Annotated in this window: 13 protein-coding genes; 4 read left to right on the plus strand and 9 right to left on the minus strand. The window is 71.3% G+C overall.

Annotated elements, in window-relative coordinates; all coding sequences use genetic code 11:
• Window positions 1-3: 3 nt before the first annotated feature.
• Window positions 4-1,989: an IucA/IucC family protein gene (locus tag ACFWM2_RS35860; protein WP_383289092.1), complete on the minus strand. Its 1,986-nt coding sequence runs from the start codon at window positions 1,987-1,989 to the stop codon at window positions 4-6.
• Window positions 1,990-2,637: 648 nt separating this feature from the next.
• Entirely contained in the window at window positions 2,638-4,212 is a 1,575-nt protein-coding gene (locus tag ACFWM2_RS35865; protein ID WP_383288948.1) for a diaminobutyrate--2-oxoglutarate transaminase family protein, read from the minus strand.
• 451 nt (window positions 4,213-4,663) lie between these two features.
• Here ACFWM2_RS35865 and ACFWM2_RS35870 point away from each other — a divergent pair, with 451 nt between their 5' ends.
• Together ACFWM2_RS35870 and ACFWM2_RS35875 are read left to right on the plus strand one after the other, a co-directional pair.
• Window positions 4,664-5,893, plus strand: coding sequence for a trypsin-like serine peptidase (locus ACFWM2_RS35870; protein ID WP_383288951.1), 1,230 nt, complete (start codon window positions 4,664-4,666; stop codon window positions 5,891-5,893).
• A gap of 202 nt (window positions 5,894-6,095) precedes the next feature.
• Window positions 6,096-7,295, plus strand: a complete 1,200-nt coding sequence (locus ACFWM2_RS35875) for a trypsin-like serine peptidase (protein ID WP_383288954.1) — start codon at window positions 6,096-6,098, stop codon at window positions 7,293-7,295.
• 92 nt (window positions 7,296-7,387) lie between these two features.
• On the opposite strand, the gene hflX is transcribed toward ACFWM2_RS35875, so the two are convergent.
• The 6 genes from hflX to miaA all read right to left on the minus strand — a co-directional run bounded on the left by hflX (window position 7,388) and on the right by miaA (window position 15,668).
• Window positions 7,388-8,881, minus strand: coding sequence for a GTPase HflX (hflX, locus tag ACFWM2_RS35880; protein ID WP_383288957.1), 1,494 nt, complete (start codon window positions 8,879-8,881; stop codon window positions 7,388-7,390).
• A gap of 166 nt (window positions 8,882-9,047) precedes the next feature.
• Window positions 9,048-10,532 (minus strand): M1 family metallopeptidase, encoded by a 1,485-nt coding sequence (locus ACFWM2_RS35885; RefSeq protein ID WP_383288960.1) that lies wholly within the window; start codon window positions 10,530-10,532, stop codon window positions 9,048-9,050.
• 91 nt (window positions 10,533-10,623) lie between these two features.
• Window positions 10,624-12,786, minus strand: a complete 2,163-nt coding sequence (locus tag ACFWM2_RS35890; RefSeq protein ID WP_383288964.1) for a RelA/SpoT family protein — start codon at window positions 12,784-12,786, stop codon at window positions 10,624-10,626.
• Window positions 12,787-13,067: 281 nt separating this feature from the next.
• Complete coding sequence (gene dapF, locus ACFWM2_RS35895) at window positions 13,068-13,958, minus strand: diaminopimelate epimerase (protein WP_383288967.1); 891 nt, start codon at window positions 13,956-13,958, stop codon at window positions 13,068-13,070.
• A gap of 72 nt (window positions 13,959-14,030) precedes the next feature.
• Entirely contained in the window at window positions 14,031-14,621 is a 591-nt protein-coding gene (locus ACFWM2_RS35900) for a hypothetical protein (RefSeq protein ID WP_383289095.1), read from the minus strand.
• A 108-nt stretch (window positions 14,622-14,729) separates the two neighbouring features.
• Window positions 14,730-15,668 (minus strand): tRNA (adenosine(37)-N6)-dimethylallyltransferase MiaA, encoded by a 939-nt coding sequence (gene miaA, locus ACFWM2_RS35905; RefSeq protein WP_383288970.1) that lies wholly within the window; start codon window positions 15,666-15,668, stop codon window positions 14,730-14,732.
• Window positions 15,669-15,850: 182 nt separating this feature from the next.
• Here miaA and ACFWM2_RS35910 point away from each other — a divergent pair, with 182 nt between their 5' ends.
• Both ACFWM2_RS35910 and ACFWM2_RS35915 read left to right on the plus strand, forming a co-directional pair.
• Window positions 15,851-16,099 (plus strand): hypothetical protein, encoded by a 249-nt coding sequence (locus tag ACFWM2_RS35910; RefSeq protein WP_383288973.1) that lies wholly within the window; start codon window positions 15,851-15,853, stop codon window positions 16,097-16,099.
• 24 nt (window positions 16,100-16,123) lie between these two features.
• Window positions 16,124-16,390 (plus strand): antitoxin, encoded by a 267-nt coding sequence (locus ACFWM2_RS35915; RefSeq protein WP_383288976.1) that lies wholly within the window; start codon window positions 16,124-16,126, stop codon window positions 16,388-16,390.
• A gap of 359 nt (window positions 16,391-16,749) precedes the next feature.
• Here ACFWM2_RS35915 and ACFWM2_RS35920 read toward each other — a convergent pair whose 3' ends face one another.
• A complete protein-coding gene (locus tag ACFWM2_RS35920; RefSeq protein WP_383288979.1) occupies window positions 16,750-17,469 on the minus strand; it encodes a class III extradiol dioxygenase subunit B-like domain-containing protein in 720 nt (239 codons plus the stop codon).
• Window positions 17,470-17,505 lie beyond the last annotated feature (36 nt).

A 17,505-nucleotide genomic window follows, 5' to 3' on the forward strand; every position in this document is an offset into this window, starting at 1 on the left:
TCCTCAGGGATGAAGGGGGTTGGCGATGGTGACGTAGACGGACTGGGTGTCGACGGGACCGATGAGTTCGTCGAGGCCGTGCAGTCGGGTCAGCAGGTTGGCCTTGCAGCGCAGGTGCGGCGAGTCCAGCAGGTGGGCGGCCAGGGAGGTGCGCAGCCGGTCCGGACCGGTGGCCACGCCGGTGAGGAAGAGGCGGAAGGCGGCGAGCAACAGCCGCTCGTCGGCGAGGCGTTGGGAGCCGAACGCACCGATGAGGCCGAGCACGTTGTTGATGGCGAGGTAGTAGGCGAAGCGTTCGTCGGTGACCTCGTCGGAGACGAAGGTGTCGCTGTGCTCTCCGATGCCGGGCAGCCGGACGTCGAGTTCCGCGCGGCGCGACGCGCGGAAGTAGTAGCCCTGGTTGTCGCGGTAGCGGCCGCCCGCGGGCCACCCCTCGGGGTCCAGCAGGAGCAGCGTGTTCTGCTGGTGTGCCTCCAGGGCGATCCCGGCCTCACTGTCCAGCCAGAGCACGGGGCGCACGACCTGCTGCAGATAGCGCAGGAACCACTCGGTGGCCACGGCTCCGCGCGCACGGCCGGTGCGGCCGGCGAGCCGGGTGATGACCTCGGCAAGCCGGGACCTCATGCGGAGCGGGTCTCGTCCGACGACTGCGGGCCGGGGCCGGGGCGAGACGAAGCCGGCGATGCAGGAGACGTCGTCCGTCGGGCCGAACGGGTTGTGGCGGATCATCACGTCGAGACCTGGCACAGGGTTGCCGTCGGTGCCGGTGACGGCGAGCCACGCGGGGTCGCGCACGATGTCGAAACCGGGGTGAGCGGCACGCCACTGCCCGGACAGGCCGGTGCGCAGGAGGCGGTGGACCTCGACGCCGCGGTGGAGTTCCTTACGGAGGTTCTCGCGACGGGAGTTGGTGATGCGCAGGCCCAGTGACAGCTTCAGCATCGCGGGAGCGCCGGAGCGGTAGAGGGTGCGTACGGAGGAGGTGGGGTGCCACGCGCCGCCATGGAGGCCGAGGTCCTGGAGCAGGCCGGCGTCGAGCAGGGCCGTGATGTCGGGGCGGTGGTGGAGCTCGCGGGCCTGCCAGGGGTGCAGGGGCAGGGCTGCATGTCCTTCGGGCAGTAGCAGCCCGGTGCCGGTGCCGTCGCCGGCGAGCCGCGCGGTCAACTGCGCGGCGGCCACGGGGCGACCTCGCTCCGTCCATGCGGAGTCCGACGCGAGCAGCTCGGGCGCGACCGACATCCAGTGCACGGGGAAGGAGCCGCGCGTTTCGGGCGAGTATCGGTGCAGTTCGGCCTCGGAGAGCCCCTCGCGACTCTTCGGCGTCGGGTGCAGCGGGTGCCCGAGGAGCAGCGCCTGCTCTGCGGCGAGAAACAGGTCGGGCTCGTCATCGGGGCGCTCGCGGCGCTCGGTGACGAAGACGACGGTGCGACGTACTGAGTCGGCGACGCGTTCGGTCAGGTCACTGCCGTCGCTGTTCCCGCCGTGGGGTGCGCGGCGGGGTGCCGGCCCGGAGCCGGAGCCGCCGTCGGCTCGACCGTCGGCCGTTGGCCCTGCCGTCTCCCGGGCCAGCAAGGTCGCCACCGTGACGGCATCGGCAGGGGGCGCCCACTCGGGAGCGTCGGCGACAGAGGGCAGACCGAAGCGGTGCCATCCGGTGGCGGACCAGTACTGGACGGGGATGAGGAGGGCCGTGGCGGTGGCGGGGAGGGGGATGCGCAGGGTGCCGTCCTCGGGGGCGACGAGGTTGTTCTCACGTACCCAGCAGCGCAGGAGATTCTCCACGGCCGCCGCCTGTGCAGCCGTGTACGGATCGGGGTGCTCCAGCAGGTCCGCCGCGATGCCCGTCTGCCGCGGTCGCGACAGCGCCGTCTCCGAGGCGTGGCCCCGTTGCCGGGGGACCGACTCGGCACCGGGCTGGGGCGGGGGTTGCGGTTCGCGGACTTGCGGCTCGGGCGGCGGCTGGGCTCCTCCGGCTACCGGCGCGGGCAGGACCTGGGCGCCGAGGGCTACCGGCTCGGGTGGGACCAGGTTGCCGTGGGCTTCCCGCTCCGGCAGGGTCTGAGTTCCGCCGGCTACCGGCTCGGGGGGAGCGTGCGTGCCGCCGACTTGCCGCTCGGGCGGGACCTGCGTGCCGCGGGCTCCCGGCGCGGACAGGGCCTGGGTGCCGTGGGCTTCCCGCTCGGGCGGGGTCTGAGTTCCGCCGGCTACCGGCGCGGACAGGGCCTGGGTGCCGTGGGCTTCCCGCTCGGGCGGGACCTGCGTGCCGCGGACTTCCCACTCGGAGGCGTGCAGGCGACCGTCGGATGCGGTGTTGGCGTTCACGAGAGTTCCTTGCGAGGTCTGAGACGGTTCACGCTTCTTCTGGTCCTGGCCAGTCACGCTTCTTCTGGTCCTGGCGAGTCCGGCTTCTTCCGGTACCGGCGGTTCACGCTTCTCCTGGTCCGGCAAAGTCAGGGCGGGTCAGGCTTCTTCCGGTACCGGCGAGGTGTGTGTGGGGGGGCCGGGCCGGTTCCGGGCGGTTGCGGGTGAGGGCGACCGCTGCGCGACCCGCAAGACGGGCCAGGTACGGGGCCCTCGGGCGGTGCCCCGAGCAGCGGGCCCCTCTCGAGGTGCCGTGCGCTCAGCACCGGGCCCGAGCTAGCACGAGCCGGGCCGGACAGGCCGGACGTCCCCGACGCACCCACCGTCGACGTCCCCACCGCCTACGCACCCACCGTCGACGTCCCTACCCTCCACGCACCCACCGTCGAAGTCCCCACCCCCGACGCGCACACCCCCGACGCGCGCCCGCCCAGGGGATCCGTGCCCACCGGGGCTCCGCCCAGCGGGTCCCCGGGCCACCGCTTCGACCGCGTCGGTCAGCCGGTCCAGCACGGCGGTCGTCTGCTCGTCGGTGATCGTCAGGGGTGGGAGGAGCCGGACGACGCTCGCGTGGCGGCCGCCGAGTTCCACGATCAGACCCCGTCGCAGGCACTCCTGCTGGATGGCGGAGGCCAGTTCGGGTGCGGCGGGACGGGGCCCGGAGTCGGTGGACTCCGGGTCGACCAGCTCGACGCCGATCATCAGCCCGCGGCCGCGCACGTCACCGACGCAGGCGAACTCCTCGGTCAGGGAGCGGAGCTGTCGCAGTATGCGGGTGCCCAGGACGGCGGCACGCTCGGCGAGGTGGTTCTCGCGGACGTACGCGAGAGTCGCCGTGCCCGCGGCCATGGCCAGCTGGTTGCCACGGAAGGCCCCCGCGTGGGTGCCGGGTTGCCACACGTCGAGGTCCTCGCGGTAGACCACGACGGCCAGTGGGAGGCTGCCGCCGATGGCCTTGGACAGGACCATGACGTCGGGTGTGATGCCGCTGTGCTCGACGGCCCAGAAGGTGCCCGTGCGGCCGACCCCGGTCTCGACCTCGTCGGCGATCAGCGGGATGGAGCGGGCCCGGGTGATCTCCCGCATCCGGCGCATCCAGGTGTCCGGGGCGGGGATCACTCCGCCCTCGCCCTGGACGGGTTCCACGATCATCCCGGCGGGGTGCGCTACGCCCGACCTGGGGTCGTCGAGGACCGATTCGGTCCAGTGGGCGGCGAGTTCGGCCCCGCGGTCGCCGCCGACGCCGAAGGGGCAGCGGTAGTCCTGGGGATACGGCAGACGCGCCGCCCGTACGGCGGACGCGCTCCCGGACGCTTCGAGCGCTCCCGCGGTCATGTCGTGACAGGCACCGGTGAAGGCGAGCACCCCGGTGCGTCCGGTCGCGGCACGCACGAGTGTGAACGCGGCCTCGACGGCCTCCGTGCCCGTCGGACCGCAGAACCGCACGCGCGCCCGGTCGGCGAACGCGGGCGGCAGCGTACGGAACAGCTCGGTCGTGAAGGCGTCCTTGACGGGCGTGGCGAGGTCCAGGACCTGCAGCGGCGCCCCTGAGTCGAGGACCTTTCTGATCGCCTCCAGGACCACCGGGTGGTTGTGTCCGAGGGCCAGGGCCCCGGCACCGGAGAGACAGTCGAGATAGCGGCGCCCGTCGGCACCCTCGATCGTCAGCCCCCGTGCCCGCACGGGCACGATCGGCAGGGCGCGCGCATAGGTGCGGGCCGTCGATTCGCGCGCCGACTGGCGGCGCAGGAGCCCCTCATGCGCCGCGCGCACATCCTCGGCTCCGCCACCCTCCCGCGTCCTGTCGGGCTCCCGCCCCGTCGGCACCACCGCAGACTCGGTCACGTCCACGACTCCAGGTCCTCCCGCTGTTCAGAGGCGAGTTGGCGGGGAAACTGAGCGCAGGCTGCAGGTCCCCCGTACGTACCAACGACGGGGCCCTCACGGGGAAGCGGGTGAGCCGAAGATCCTTGCCGTGACGGAACCGTTGCCGTTCCGTGGAAAGTCCCCCACAGCGACCGCATAGTCTTTGGTGCCGTTCGGGGATGCGGAACGATCACCGGTTCCGGCCGGTTGATCGGCAATCCCGGTCCGTACCCGAAGGGGTCCGGACCGGCCGATCCATACGAGGCTGCACACGTACGAAGCCGCCTTCGTACGGAGGCTGCACACGTACGCGCCAGCCTCCGTACGCGGTGGTTCCCGTTCCAGGTGGCACCCGGGCGAGTGCGTACAACGCTGCATCCGTACGTACTCGCTGAGGCACTGCACAGTTCACTCACGTCCAGGGGGAGTTCAGCCCATGCGATCCATACGCCCGCCCTTCGCCGCCCGCCGAGGGAGGAGAGCGCGCCGCGGCACGTCCCCCGCGCTGGCCGCCGTCGGCCTCGCCGCGGCGCTCGCGCTCACCGCCACCGCCTGCGACTCGGGCGACAGCAAGGCGAACGCCGGCGCGACGGTGTCCGCGTCGCCGAGCAGCGACGACAAGATCAAGATTCCGGACGACATCAGGGACCGGCTCAAAGAGCACGGGATCGACGTCGACAAGTGGAAGAACGGCGCCTGGAAGAACTGGGACCGGGACGACTGGCTCCGCGAGGCCGACGATTTCATCAACCCCATCATCAAGGGGCTGTGGGACCCGGACCGGATGCGTGACGCCGACGACCCGGACAAGGACAAGGGCGTCGACGACAACGACCTCTCCGGTGACCAGGGTGTCACCGACCCGACGCCCGCTCCCGTGGTCGCCCAGGCCGTGAAGGCCGCGTATCACGACAGCGCGCCCGAAGCGGGCAAGGTGTTCTTCGACTCCCCCGAGGGCACGATGGTCTGCTCGGCGACCGTGGTCGAGGACCCGGCCCACCCGGGCAAGTCCAACATGGTCTGGACGGCAGGCCACTGCGTGCACGCCGGCAAGAAGGGCGGCTGGTACCGCAACATCGCGTTCGTGCCCGCGTACAACAACGCCGGGAAGACCGCCGACCAGTTGCAGGACGCCACCAAGGCGGAGATCGCGCCGTACGGCGTCTGGTGGAGCGACTGGGCGCAGACCTCGGACCAGTGGATCGAGCAGGGCGGTGCGACGGGCGGCCAGGGCGCGCCGTACGACTTCGCGGTGCTGCATGTGACGCCGGAGAAGGGCAGCAACGGCAAGTCCCTTGAGGAGACGGTCGGTTCGGCGCTGCCGGTGAACTTCAACGCGCCGGCCGTGCCGAAGGTGGCGAGCATCACGGCGACCGGCTACCCGGCGGCGCCGCCGTTCGACGGGCAGAAGCTCTTCCAGTGCACGGACAGGCCGGGGCGGCTGTCGGTCGTGAAGTCCGACCCGACGATGTACCGCATCGGCTGCACCATGACCGGCGGTTCGTCCGGTGGCGGCTGGGTGGCGAAGGGGGCGGACGGCAAGCCCGCGCTGGTGTCCAACACCTCGATCGGCCCGGTGAGTTCGGGCTGGCTGGCCGGACCGCACCTGGGCAGTGAAGCCAAGGGCGTCTACGACTCGGTGAGCAAGAAGTTCGCCGGTCAGTGACCCGAGGGAGATAACCGGGTCCGGACGGACGGCGGTCGGGTGGTGCACGGAAATCGGTGCACGCAAACCTTCACCACCCCACCGTCGTTCGTCCTCAATCGCACGGGCATAGTGGGGTGTCGCGTCCGAGCGGGCTCCGCGGAGAGCCGCCTCACGCCTGACAAGCACATGACATAACCGTTCCAACGGGGGTTATCACAGCATGCGTTCCCTACGTACGTCTGTCGCGCGCCGGCGCGGCCGACGCGACGTTCTCGTCGCCACCGCGCTCGTCGCGGCCCTGGCAGCCACCGCCACCGCCTGCAACTCGGGCGACGACAAGGCGGAGGACAAGCCCGCCGCCACGGCATCCCAGGGAAGCGGCCAGGACGGCGTCCAGGTTCCCGGCAACATCGCCGACAAGCTCAAGGACCACGGCATAGATCCCGACCAGTGGAAGGCCGGCGGCTGGAAGAACTGGGACAAGGACAAGTGGCTCAGTGACGCCAAGGACTTCGTCAACCCGGTGATCAAGGGGCTGTGGAAGCCCGACCGGATGAAGTCCGCCAAGGACCCGGACAAGACGATCTCTGCGAAGGACGCGGCGGCCGACCAGGGCGTCACCGACCCGACGCCGGAACCGGTGCAGGCCAAGGCGGAGAAGTCGCCGTACCACGAGAACGCGGCCCCGGTCGGCAAGGTGTTCTTCGACTCCCCCGAGGGCTCGATGGTCTGCTCCGGGACCGTCGTCAAGGACGTCAACCACCCGGGCAAGTCCAACCTCGTGTGGACCGCGGGTCACTGCGTCCACGCGGGCGGCAGCGGCGGCTGGTACCGCAACATCGCCTTCGTCCCGTCCTACAACGACCTGAACAAGTCCGAGGCGCAGCTGAGCAGCGCCACCACCTCGGAGGTCGCCCCGTACGGCCAGTGGTGGGCGGACTGGGCCTCCACCTCCAACGAGTGGATCTCCGGCGGTGACGAGACGGGCGGCGCGGGTGCGCCGTACGACTACTCCGTGCTGCACGTGAAGCCGGAGCAGGGCAGCAAGTCCCTCGAGGAGACGGTCGGCAACGCGCTGGCCGTGGACTTCTCCGCGCCCTCCGCCCAGAGCATCAGCACGATGGGCGCCTGGGGCTACCCGGCCGCGCCGCCGTACAACGGTCTGAGCATGTTCAAGTGCCTCGACCGGCCGGGTCGCCTCTCGCTCAGCCCCAGCCTGCCGGCGATGTACCGCATCGGCTGCACCATGACCGGCGGTTCGTCCGGCGGCGGCTGGTTCCGCGTCGTCGACGGCAAGACGAAGCTGGTCTCGAACACGTCGATCGGCCCGTCCGACAACACCTGGCTCGCGGGACCGCAGCTGGGCCGCGGCGCCGAGGCACTGTACGAGAACATGAGCAAGAAGTACGGCGGCCGCTAGGCACCGAACGCCCGCCGTCACACGCCGAAGGCCCGCCCCCCGCGAAAGGGGGCGGGCCTTCGGCCGTTACTGCTGTCCCGTGCGGCAGGCGCTCAGGCGAGGGGGGCCGGAACGTACGGCGCGAGATCCGCCGCCAGCTCCTCGTGCACCCGCGCCTTGAGCAGTGTGCCCTCCGGGGTGTGCTCCTCGGAGAGGACCTCGCCCTCGTTGTGCGCACGGGCGACCAGCTGGCCGTGCGTGTACGGCACGAGGGCCTCGATCTCGACCTTGGGACGCGGCAGTTCGTTGTCGATGAGCGCGAGCAGCTCGGTGATGCCCTGGCCCGTACGGGCCGAGACCGCGATGGAGCGCTTCTCGATCCGCAGCAGCCGCTGGAGCACCAGCGGGTCGGCCGCGTCCGCCTTGTTGATCACCACGATCTCGGGCACGTTCGTCGCGCCCACGTCACGGACGACCTCGCGCACGGCGGCCAGCTGCTCCTCCGGGGCGGGGTGCGAACCGTCCACCACGTGCAGGATCAGGTCGGAGTCGCCGACCTCCTCCATCGTGGAACGGAACGCCTCGACCAGGTGGTGCGGCAGGTGCCGTACGAAGCCGACCGTGTCGGCCAGCGTGTACAGCCGTCCGCTCGGGGTCTCGGCCCGGCGCACGGTCGGGTCGAGGGTCGCGAACAGGGAGTTCTCGACCAGCACGCCCGCGCCCGTGAGGCGGTTGAGCAGGGACGACTTGCCGGCGTTGGTGTAACCGGCGATCGCGACCGAGGGCACCTTGTGGCGACGGCGCTCCTGGCGCTTGATGTCGCGGCCCGTCTTCATGGCCGCGATCTCCCGGCGCATCTTCGCCATCTTCTCGCGGATCCGGCGCCGGTCCGTCTCGATCTTGGTCTCACCGGGACCACGGGTGGCGAGGCCGCCGCCCGAGCCGCCGCCCATCTGACGGGACAGCGACTGACCCCAGCCGCGGAGCCGCGGCAGCATGTACTGCATCTGCGCGAGCGCCACCTGCGCCTTGCCCTCTCGGGACTTGGCGTGCTGGGCGAAGATGTCGAGGATCAGGGCCGTACGGTCGATGACCTTGACCTTGACGACGTCTTCGAGGTGGATCAGCTGGCCCGGACTCAGCTCACCGTCGCAGATCACGGTGTCGGCGCCGGTCTCCAGGACGATGTCCCGCAGCTCGTTCGCCTTGCCGGAGCCGATGTAGGTGGCCGCGTCGGGCTTGTCGCGTCGCTGCACGACGCCGTCGAGCACGAGTGCTCCCGCGGTCTCCGCGAGGGCGGCCAGCTCGGCCAGCGAATTGTCGGCGTCGGCCGCGGTCCCCGTGGTCCACACACCGACGAGCACGACGCGCTCCAGACGGAGCTGTCGGTACTCGACCTCGGTGACGTCCTCGAGCTCGGTGGAGAGGCCGGCCACGCGGCGCAGGGCCGCGCGCTCGGACCGGTCGAACTGGTCGCCGTCCCGCTCTCCGTCGATCTCGTGGCTCCAGGCGACGTCCTCTTCCATCAGGGCATCGGCCCGAAGACCTTCGGGGTGGTTCTGCGCGAGGCTCTGCGCGTCCTGGGAAGGGGAAGAAGAGGAGGTCATTGGATCCTTACGTCGATAGGGGTACCGCTTCGGCGACGGACGCCGACACCTACAAGAACGTCCGAGGCCGCCGGGAGATTCCCGGATTCCGTCGGGTCCGGCCCCTGCGGGCCGTGCCGCCGACCTGAAAGATGGTCGCACGGCACGCCCCGTCTCGTCACGCGAGTTAACGGGCTCCCTTACGCGCGCGTGGAGCATCGCTTTTCCACTCCGGGTGCCCGGGCATCGGCGGGGTCTTCTCGCCGTAGAGCCAGCCCTTGAAGAAGCCGCTCAGGTCCCGCCCCGACATGCTCGACGCGAGGTCCTCGAAGTCCGCCGTCGTCGCCGTGCCGTCCTGGTGGAGGGCCACCCAGGTCCGCTCCAGGCGCTCGAAGGCCGGGCGCCCGATCTCTTCGCGGAGCGCGTACAGGGCCAGCGCGGCACCGTCGTAGACGTTCGGCCGGAAGATGCTGATCTTCTGACCCGGCTGGGGCTTCTTGGGGGCGGCCGGTGGGCCGCCGGCGGCCCGCCAGGTGTCGGACGCGCGGTAGGCCGCCTTCATCCGTGCCTCCATGGGCTTGTGCGCGTTCTCCTCCGCGTACAGGGCCTCGTACCAGGTGGCGTGTCCCTCGTTGAGCCACAGGTCGGACCAGGCGCGAGGGCTCACGCTGTCACCGAACCACTGGTGCGACAGCTCGTGCACCATGATCGACTCGACGTACCACTTCGGGTAGGCGGGTTGGGTGAAGAGATCCTTCTCGAACAGGGAGAGGGTCTGGGTCTCCAGCTCGAAGCCGGTCTGCGCCTCAGCCATCAGCAGGCCGTACGTCTCGAAGGGGTACAGCCCGACCTTCCCCTCCATCCAGGCGATCTGGTCGGGGGTCTTCGCGAGCCACGGCTCCAGCTTCGCGCGGTCCTTGGTGGGCACCACATCGCGTACGGGCAGTCCGTGCGGTCCGGTCCGATGCAGCACGGTGGAGCGGCCGATCGACACCTGGGTCAGCTCGGTGGCCATGGGGTGCTCGGTCCGGTAGGTCCAGGTGGTCGTGCGGGCGCCCCGGTCCACGCCCACGGGCAGACCGTTCGCGACGGCCGTGTACCCCTCGGGCGCGGTGACGTGGATGGTGAAAAGCGCCTTGTCTGAGGGGTGGTCGTTGGACGGGAAGACCAGGTGGGCCGCGTCCGCCTGGTTGGCCATGGCCAGGCCGTCCTTCGTCCGCACCCAGCCGCCGTCCTGACCCTCGACGGACACGGGGTCACTGGTGTGCCGCACGGTGATGCGCACGACGCTGCCTTCGGAAAGCGGCTCCCCGGGGGTGACGACCAGATCGTCACCGGCGCTCGTGAAGGTCGCCGGCACGCCGTTGACCTCGACGGATCCGACGGTTCCGTGCGAGAAGTCGAGATTGATCCGCTCCAGCGCGGCCGTCGTCACCGCGTCGATCGTGGTGACGGCCGTGAGCGGCTTGCTGTTGCTGCCGGAATAGGTGAAGGCGAGGTCGTACGACTCGACGTCGTACCCGGGGTTGCCCAGATGCGGGAAGAGGCGGTCGCCGACACCGAGCGGCGCGGCCGGTGAGGGAGCGCTCGCGGCGAGGAGGCAGACGGAGACGGCGGAGGCGAGCAGCGCCGTCGTGACGTGGCGGGTCCTGGGACGGGGGGTGAGGGCCATGGAACACCGCTACCAGCGCGCGCGTGCCCCACGGTGACGGCGCGCGCCGGGCCCACCCGAACGGGTTCGCGCCTGGTTCCGCCTCAGCGCCTCACTGAGCGGCGGCCGCCGGATGCTGCGCGCGGCTCACGTCGTACACACCGGGTACGTTGCGCATCGCGCGCATGAGGGCGGGCAGGCGGGCGGCGTCCGGGAGTTGCAGCGTGTACGTGTGCCGTACGCGCTGCTGGCTGGGTGGCTCGACGGTCGCCGAGACGATGGCGACGCCCTCCAGGGCGATGGCCTCGGTGAGGTCGGCGAGCAGATGCGGCCGTCCGAAGGACTCGGCGACGAGCGTCACCCGGCACTCGGTGGTGTCACCCCAGCGCACGCCCACCTCCGCGCGCCCCACGCCTTTCATGCGCTCCACCGCGGCGCACTCCAGGCGGTGAACGGTCACCACTCCCCCGCGCACGGCGAAGCCGGTCACCTCGTCGGGCGGTACGGGCGTACAACAGCCGGCGAGGCGTACGGAGGCGCCGGGCTGGTCGACGACCGCGTTGGCGGCCCCCGGCCGTGCGGAGGGCGTGTCGGGGGCCGGCCGGCGGGCCGCGGCGGGCGCCTCGGGAGTCTCCGTGTCACGCGGCGAGGGGTGGGCGGCGATCCAGCGCTGGATGGCGATCCGCGCGGCCGCCGTGTGCGCGTGTTCCAGCCACTCCCTGGAGGGCTCGGAGGCCGGGTCCTGCCCCATCAGCAGCTGCACCGTGTCGCCGTCCCGCAGGACCGTACTCAGTGTCGCCAGACGGCCGTTGACGCGCGCGCCGATACAGGCGTGCGCGTCCTCCCCGTACTGCGCGTACGCGGCGTCCACGCAACTGGCGCCCTCGGGCAGGCCCAGCGAGCCGCCGTCGGCCCGGAAGACGGTGATCTCGCGGTCCTGGGCGAGGTCTTCGCGCAGGGTGGACCAGAACGTGTCGGTGTCGGGCGCGGCCTCCTGCCAGTCGAGGAGCCGGGAGAGCCAGCCCGGGCGCGTCGGGTCGGCGCGCTCGCCGTCGCCGTCCGTCTGCTCCTCCGAAGGAGGAGCGTAGGGATTGCCGAGCGCGATGACCCCGGCCTCGGCGACCTTGTGCATCTGGTGGGTGCGGATGAGGACTTCGGCGACTTCGCCGTCCGCGCGCGCGACGGCCGTGTGCAGCGACTGGTACAGGTTGAACTTGGGTACCGCGATGAAGTCCTTGAACTCCGAGACCATCGGCGTGAGACAGGTGTGCAGTTCGCCGAGCACGCCGTAACAGTCGGCGTCCTCGTTCACCAGCACCAGGAGCCGTCCGAAATCGGCGCCGCGCATCCGGCCGCGCTTGCGTGAGACCCGGTGCACGGAGACGAAGTGCCGTGGCCGGATGACGACTTCGGCCTGGATCCCTGCCTCGCGCAGGACTCCGCGTACGTCCTCGGCGATCTCCGCGAGCGGGTCGCCGCCGTGGGCCGCGTTGTCGACGATCAGTTCCCTGGTGTGCTCGTACTCCTCGGGGTGCAGGATCGCGAAGACCAGGTCCTCCAGCTCGGTCTTCAGCGCCTGGACGCCCAGCCGTTCGGCGAGCGGGATCAGGACGTCCCGCGTGACCTTGGCGATCCGCTCCTGTTTTTCGGGGCGCATGACACCCAGGGTGCGCATGTTGTGCAGCCGGTCGGCGAGTTTGATCGACATCACCCGGACGTCGTTGCCGGTGGCGACGAGCATCTTGCGGAACGTCTCGGGCTCGGCGGCGACGCCGTAGTCCACCTTCTCCAACTTCGTGACGCCGTCGACGAGGTAGCAGACCTCCGCGCCGAACTCCGCGCGCACCTGATCGAGGGTCACTTCCGTGTCCTCGACCGTGTCGTGGAGCAGGGACGCGGTCAACGTCGTGGTCTCCGCGCCGAGTTCGGCGAGGATGAGCGTCACGGCGAGCGGGTGTGTGATGTACGGCTCGCCGCTCTTGCGCATCTGGCCGCGGTGCGAGGACTCGGCCAGGACATACGCCCGGCGCAGCGGTTCCAGGTCGGCGTCGGGGTGGTGGGCGCGGTGCGCCTCGGCCACATGGCCGATCGCGTCGGGCAGCCGGTCACGGGCCGTGGGGCCGAGCAGGGCGGCGCGTCCCAGGCGGCGCAGATCGATCCGCGGACGGCCCTTCCTGCGGTGCGACGGGGATGTCCCCTGCTCCAGCGAGGCCGCGAGCTTGGGGGACGGCATCCCTGGGCCTGGCGTCGCGGGATTCGTCGCCTCCGCACTCATGGGCACCTCCGGCTGCGTAGACCGGCGGACGGGTGCCCCAGGGCGAACACGGCTCAGGGGATGGCTTCGTTCCCCCGTCCGGGCCGGTGCTTGATGCTACCGAGCCCACCACGCCCGGCTGACCGCCTCTCGCCGAGCGTGAAACGGATCACCCATTCGAGCGAAGGTTCCGGCGTTTACGGTTTCGAACCACCCGAACGGTTCGCGAGTACGACGTCGCTCGGTACGGCGGGTCGGTCCGTGCCGGACGCACGTGTTCGGGCATTCAGGCGTTCTGGCGTTCAGCCGCTGACGGAGGCGAGCCACTCCGCGTCGATCTCGCCCTCGGCCACGATCACCGCGGGCCCCGTCATCTCGATCTCGCCGTCCGCGCGCTCGGTGATCACCAGCGTGCCCCCGAGAACATCGACGGTGTACGTCACCGGGGCTCCGGTCAGGGACGGGTCGGCGCCGTCCCGGCGGGCCGCGGCGACGACCACCGCGCACGCGCCCGTGCCGCACGACCGGGTCTCGCCCGCGCCGCGCTCGTGCACACGCAGGGCGACGTGCCGCGGGCCGCGGTCGACGACGAACTCCACGTTCACCCCGTCCGGGTACGCCGAGGTCGGACTGAAGGGCGGCGGGGTGTACAGGTCCCCGGCATCCGCGAGGTCGTCCACGAAGGCGACGGCGTGCGGGTTGCCCATGTTCACGTTGCGCGCGGGCCAACTGCGCTCGCCCACGCTCACGATGACGTCTCCCTCGGGGAGCACCGCCTTGCCCATGCCGACGGTGATGTCACCCGCCGCGGAACCCTGGGACCCGGTCTTGGCGATGTGCACGCTCTTCACGCCCCCGCGCGTGGCGACCGCGATGTCCCCCTCGGTCACCAGGCCGGCACGCTGGAGGTAACGGGCGAACACCCGCACGCCGTTGCCGCACATCTCGACGGTCGAGCCGTCCCCGTTGCGATAGTCCATGAACCACTCCGCCTCGGCCGCCATCTCCTTGGCCTCCGGGTGCGCCGCGGACCGCACGACGTGCAGCAGGCCGTCGCCGCCGATGCCCGCGCGACGGTCGCACAGGGCGGCGACGGTGGCCGCGGGCAGGTCGATGACGTTCTCCGGGTCGGGGACGATCACGAAGTCGTTCTCGGTCCCGTGGCCCTTGAGGAAGGCGATCCGCGTGCTCATTCCTCGATCGTACGACGTGCCTGCGACAGCCGACCGCTCACGTCCGGCAGGCGGAACAGGGCAGGTCCGGGATCAGCGGAGGCGTGCGACCCGCCATACGGCGAGCACCGCCACCGCGGCGACCAGCACGGTGTACGCGATCACGACACGCCAGTCCGGCCGACGGGCGGAGCCGCGCTGCGGCAGACCCGGCCAGGTGTAACCGACCCGGCGGGCGGCCATCATGCCCCAGCCCGCGGAGCAGGCGCAGATCAGCAGCCCGAGCATCGCGACCACGGCGCCGCCGTCCCCGAACTCGAAGGCGAGCGGGAAGGCGAACATCAGCGAGCCGATCGCCGCCAGCGTCACGATGGGGGCGAGCTGCCAGATCCGCAGACGGCGCTGCGGACGGAGCTCGACCTCGACCTCGGCCTGGGCGGACATCTCGTCCGGGCCGGGACCGTCCGCGGTCACACCGCCCGGGGTGTCCTCGGGTCCGTCGGAACTCAGACGCGCCACGCCGGGTTCTACACCCAGCCCGTCCTCGTCCGCGTCGATGCCCAAACGCTCTCCGTCCGGGTCGACGCCGAAGCGATCGCCGTCTGGATCGGTACCCGGACGGTCTTCGTCCGGATCGGTGTCGTGCTCAGTGTCACGTGCAGTGTCGCGAGGGCCGGCCTCCATCGCCACGCGCCCTCCCAACTCGGACTTTCACTGGTCGATCGAAGCTCGATGATGGCACGACGCCAGAGGCCGGGATGACGGCCGGAGCGTCCCGATGCCATGACGTGATCAGGCTGTGACCGGTCGTTCGATCAACGCCAGTGCGAGCTCGGGGAGTTCTGTGAGATCCGCCGCAGCCCCACTGAGCCAGTGCACCCGGGGATCGCGCCTGAACCAGGAATCCTGACGGCGCGCGAAGCGCTTGGTGGCGCGTACGGTCTCCGCGCGCGCCGCGTCCTCGGTGCACTCCCCCGCGAGCGCCGCGAGCACCTGCTGGTAGCCGAGCGCGCGCGACGCCGTGCGCCCCTCGCGCAAGCCGAGCGCCTCCAGTGCGCGCACCTCGTCGACGAGCCCCGCGTCCCACATCCGGTCCACCCGGCGGCTGATGCGCTCGTCGAGCTCGGGCCGGGCCACGTCGACGCCGATCTGGACGGTGTCGTACACGGAGTCGTGGCCGGGGAGATTGGCGGTGAACGGCCGGCCGGTGATCTCGATGACCTCGAGGGCACGGACGATACGGCGGCCGTTGCTCGGCAGGATCGCGTGGCCGGCCTCGGGGTCGGCGGCGGCCAGGCGGGCGTGCAGCGCGCCGGAACCGCGCAGCGTGAGCTCGTCCTCCAGCCGGGCCCGCACCGCGGGGTCCGTACCGGGGAACTCCAGATTGTCGACCGCCCCCCGGACGTACAGGCCGGAGCCGCCGACGAGGACCGGCCAGCGCCCCTCGGCGAGCAGGGCGTCAATGCGGGCGCGCGCGAGCCTCTGGTACTCGGCGACGCTGGCGGTGACGGTCACGTCCCAGATGTCCAGGAGGTGATGGGGGACGCCCCCGCGTTCCTCTGGCGTCAGTTTGGCGGTGCCGATGTCCATCCCTCGGTAGAGCTGCATGGAGTCGGCGTTGACGACCTCGCCGCCGAGGCGCTGGGCGAGGAAAACGCCCAGATCGGACTTTCCTGCCGCGGTCGGTCCGACGACGGCGATGACCCGCGGGGCGGGGGGTGCACTGCTCACCGCACCAGTCTCGCAAACATCACGGCCTCTCCTCGAACGAGCTACGTGACGCCACACGCCCGGGGTCGTTGCCTGTTGCGAGGTTTCAGCCGCCGGTTTCGAGAACCGGTGACCCGGGCGGCGCAAACGGACGTACCGGTCAACGCGGGATTTCGCCCGCACGAGTAACGTATGGAGTGGATATGGGCGTTTTTGCACGACTTCTCCGGAGGTCGAAGGCTACGGAGGAGGCGTCAACCGCCGAGGCGGAGGCCGGCACGCTGACGGCTGAAACCGAGGCGGAAGAGGCGAAGGGTTCGTCCGGGACCGAGGGCGAGGCCACGACGGAGGAGACCTCCGAGGCCACCGCGTCCGACGGTGTCGAGATCCCCAAGCAGCAGTCCGCCGAAGAGGCCGCCGACAGTGAGGCCGGCGAGGGCGCCCGCAAGTAACTGCCCCGCGAGGGAAGGTCGACGATGGGTCTCCTGGACAATTTGAAAGCCAAGCTCGCCCCGGCCAAGGACAAGGTCTCGGACCTCGCGCAGCAGCACGGGGACAAGATTCAGCACGGTCTCGACAAGGCCGCACGGGTGGCCGACGAGAAGACCAAGGGCAAGTACAGCGACAAGATCCAGACGGGCACGGGCAAGGCCAAGGGCGCCATGGACCGACTCGCGCACAAGGACAGTGGCGGCACCGCGACACCTCCGCCGGATGCGCCGTCACCGCCTTCGGCTACCTGAACAGCAGATCGATCGGCGGACGGCCGCGGAGCGCTTTCGGCTCCCGGCCGTCCGCCGCGCTCACGGCCCCGCTGGGCCTTCCGCTCCCGGCCATCCGCCGCGCCCACGGCCTCGGAGCGCTTTCGGCCCGGACGTCCGCCGGGTTCACGCCGGGTGCGAGCCGGGTGCGACGCCCGGACGGTATGGGGCAGCCACGTGGGAGCTTCGAGCCCTCGGACAGGCGTCGACGGCGGCTCCCCGCAACGCGCACGCCTGCCGGGCGCCAGGCCCCGGCGCCCCGCAAGGGCCCTGGCTCCCCGGCAACGCGCACGCCCGCCAGGCACCAGCCCCGGCGCCCCGCGAGTACCAGCTAGGGCCCGCTAGGACCAGGCCGCCACGAGATACCCCACTCCGTAGGGCGCATCGTCGTACAGCAGGGTGCCGGCCAGGCCGGCACCCTGCGCCGCGCCCGCGAGCACCTGCCAGGGCGCCCGGCCCGCCGCCTTCAGCTCGTACGCCAGCTCGGCGTCCAGCGCCCTGAGGGCCGCCACGTCCGCCGCCCCCAGCGCACGCGCGACCGCCGCGTCGAAGTCCGCCGCTCGTTCGTCCAGATACCCCGGCGCCTTGAGCGTCCGGCACGCGCTGGCGTCGCCCATCACCAGCAGTGCCACCCGCCCGGCCTGGGCGGCGATGGTCTGTCCTACTTCAATACACCGCTCGGCCGCGAGAGGTTCCCCCACGCCGAGGCCTTCCACCGGGGCGTCGGCCCAGTCCGTGCGTTCCAGTAGCCAGGCGGCGACGGCAAGCGACGGCGGGAGCTCCCGCTCGACCGCCCCCGAGTCCGGCCCGGCAGTGCCGAGCGTCACGTCCAGGTCGACGCCGAACCCACGGAAGGAACCCGGCGTGCCCGCCGGATGCGGCCCGCGCCCGCTCCGGTCGGCCGGCCCGACGACGACCAGCCGGTCGGGGCGTGCGGCCGCGAGCACGCCCAGCGCGTCCGTGCAGGCGGCACGCGCGGCGTCCAGCTCATGGGCGGCACCGGCGGCGACCTCGGGCACGAGCAGCGGCGGACTGGGACAGACTGCGGCGGCTACAAGCATGATCGGCAGCGTAGCCCCGCCCGGCGCGCGAGCGTC

It is taken from the genome of Streptomyces sp. NPDC058371 (assembly GCF_042723265.1).
Taxonomy (GTDB): Bacteria; Actinomycetota; Actinomycetes; order Streptomycetales; family Streptomycetaceae; genus Streptomyces.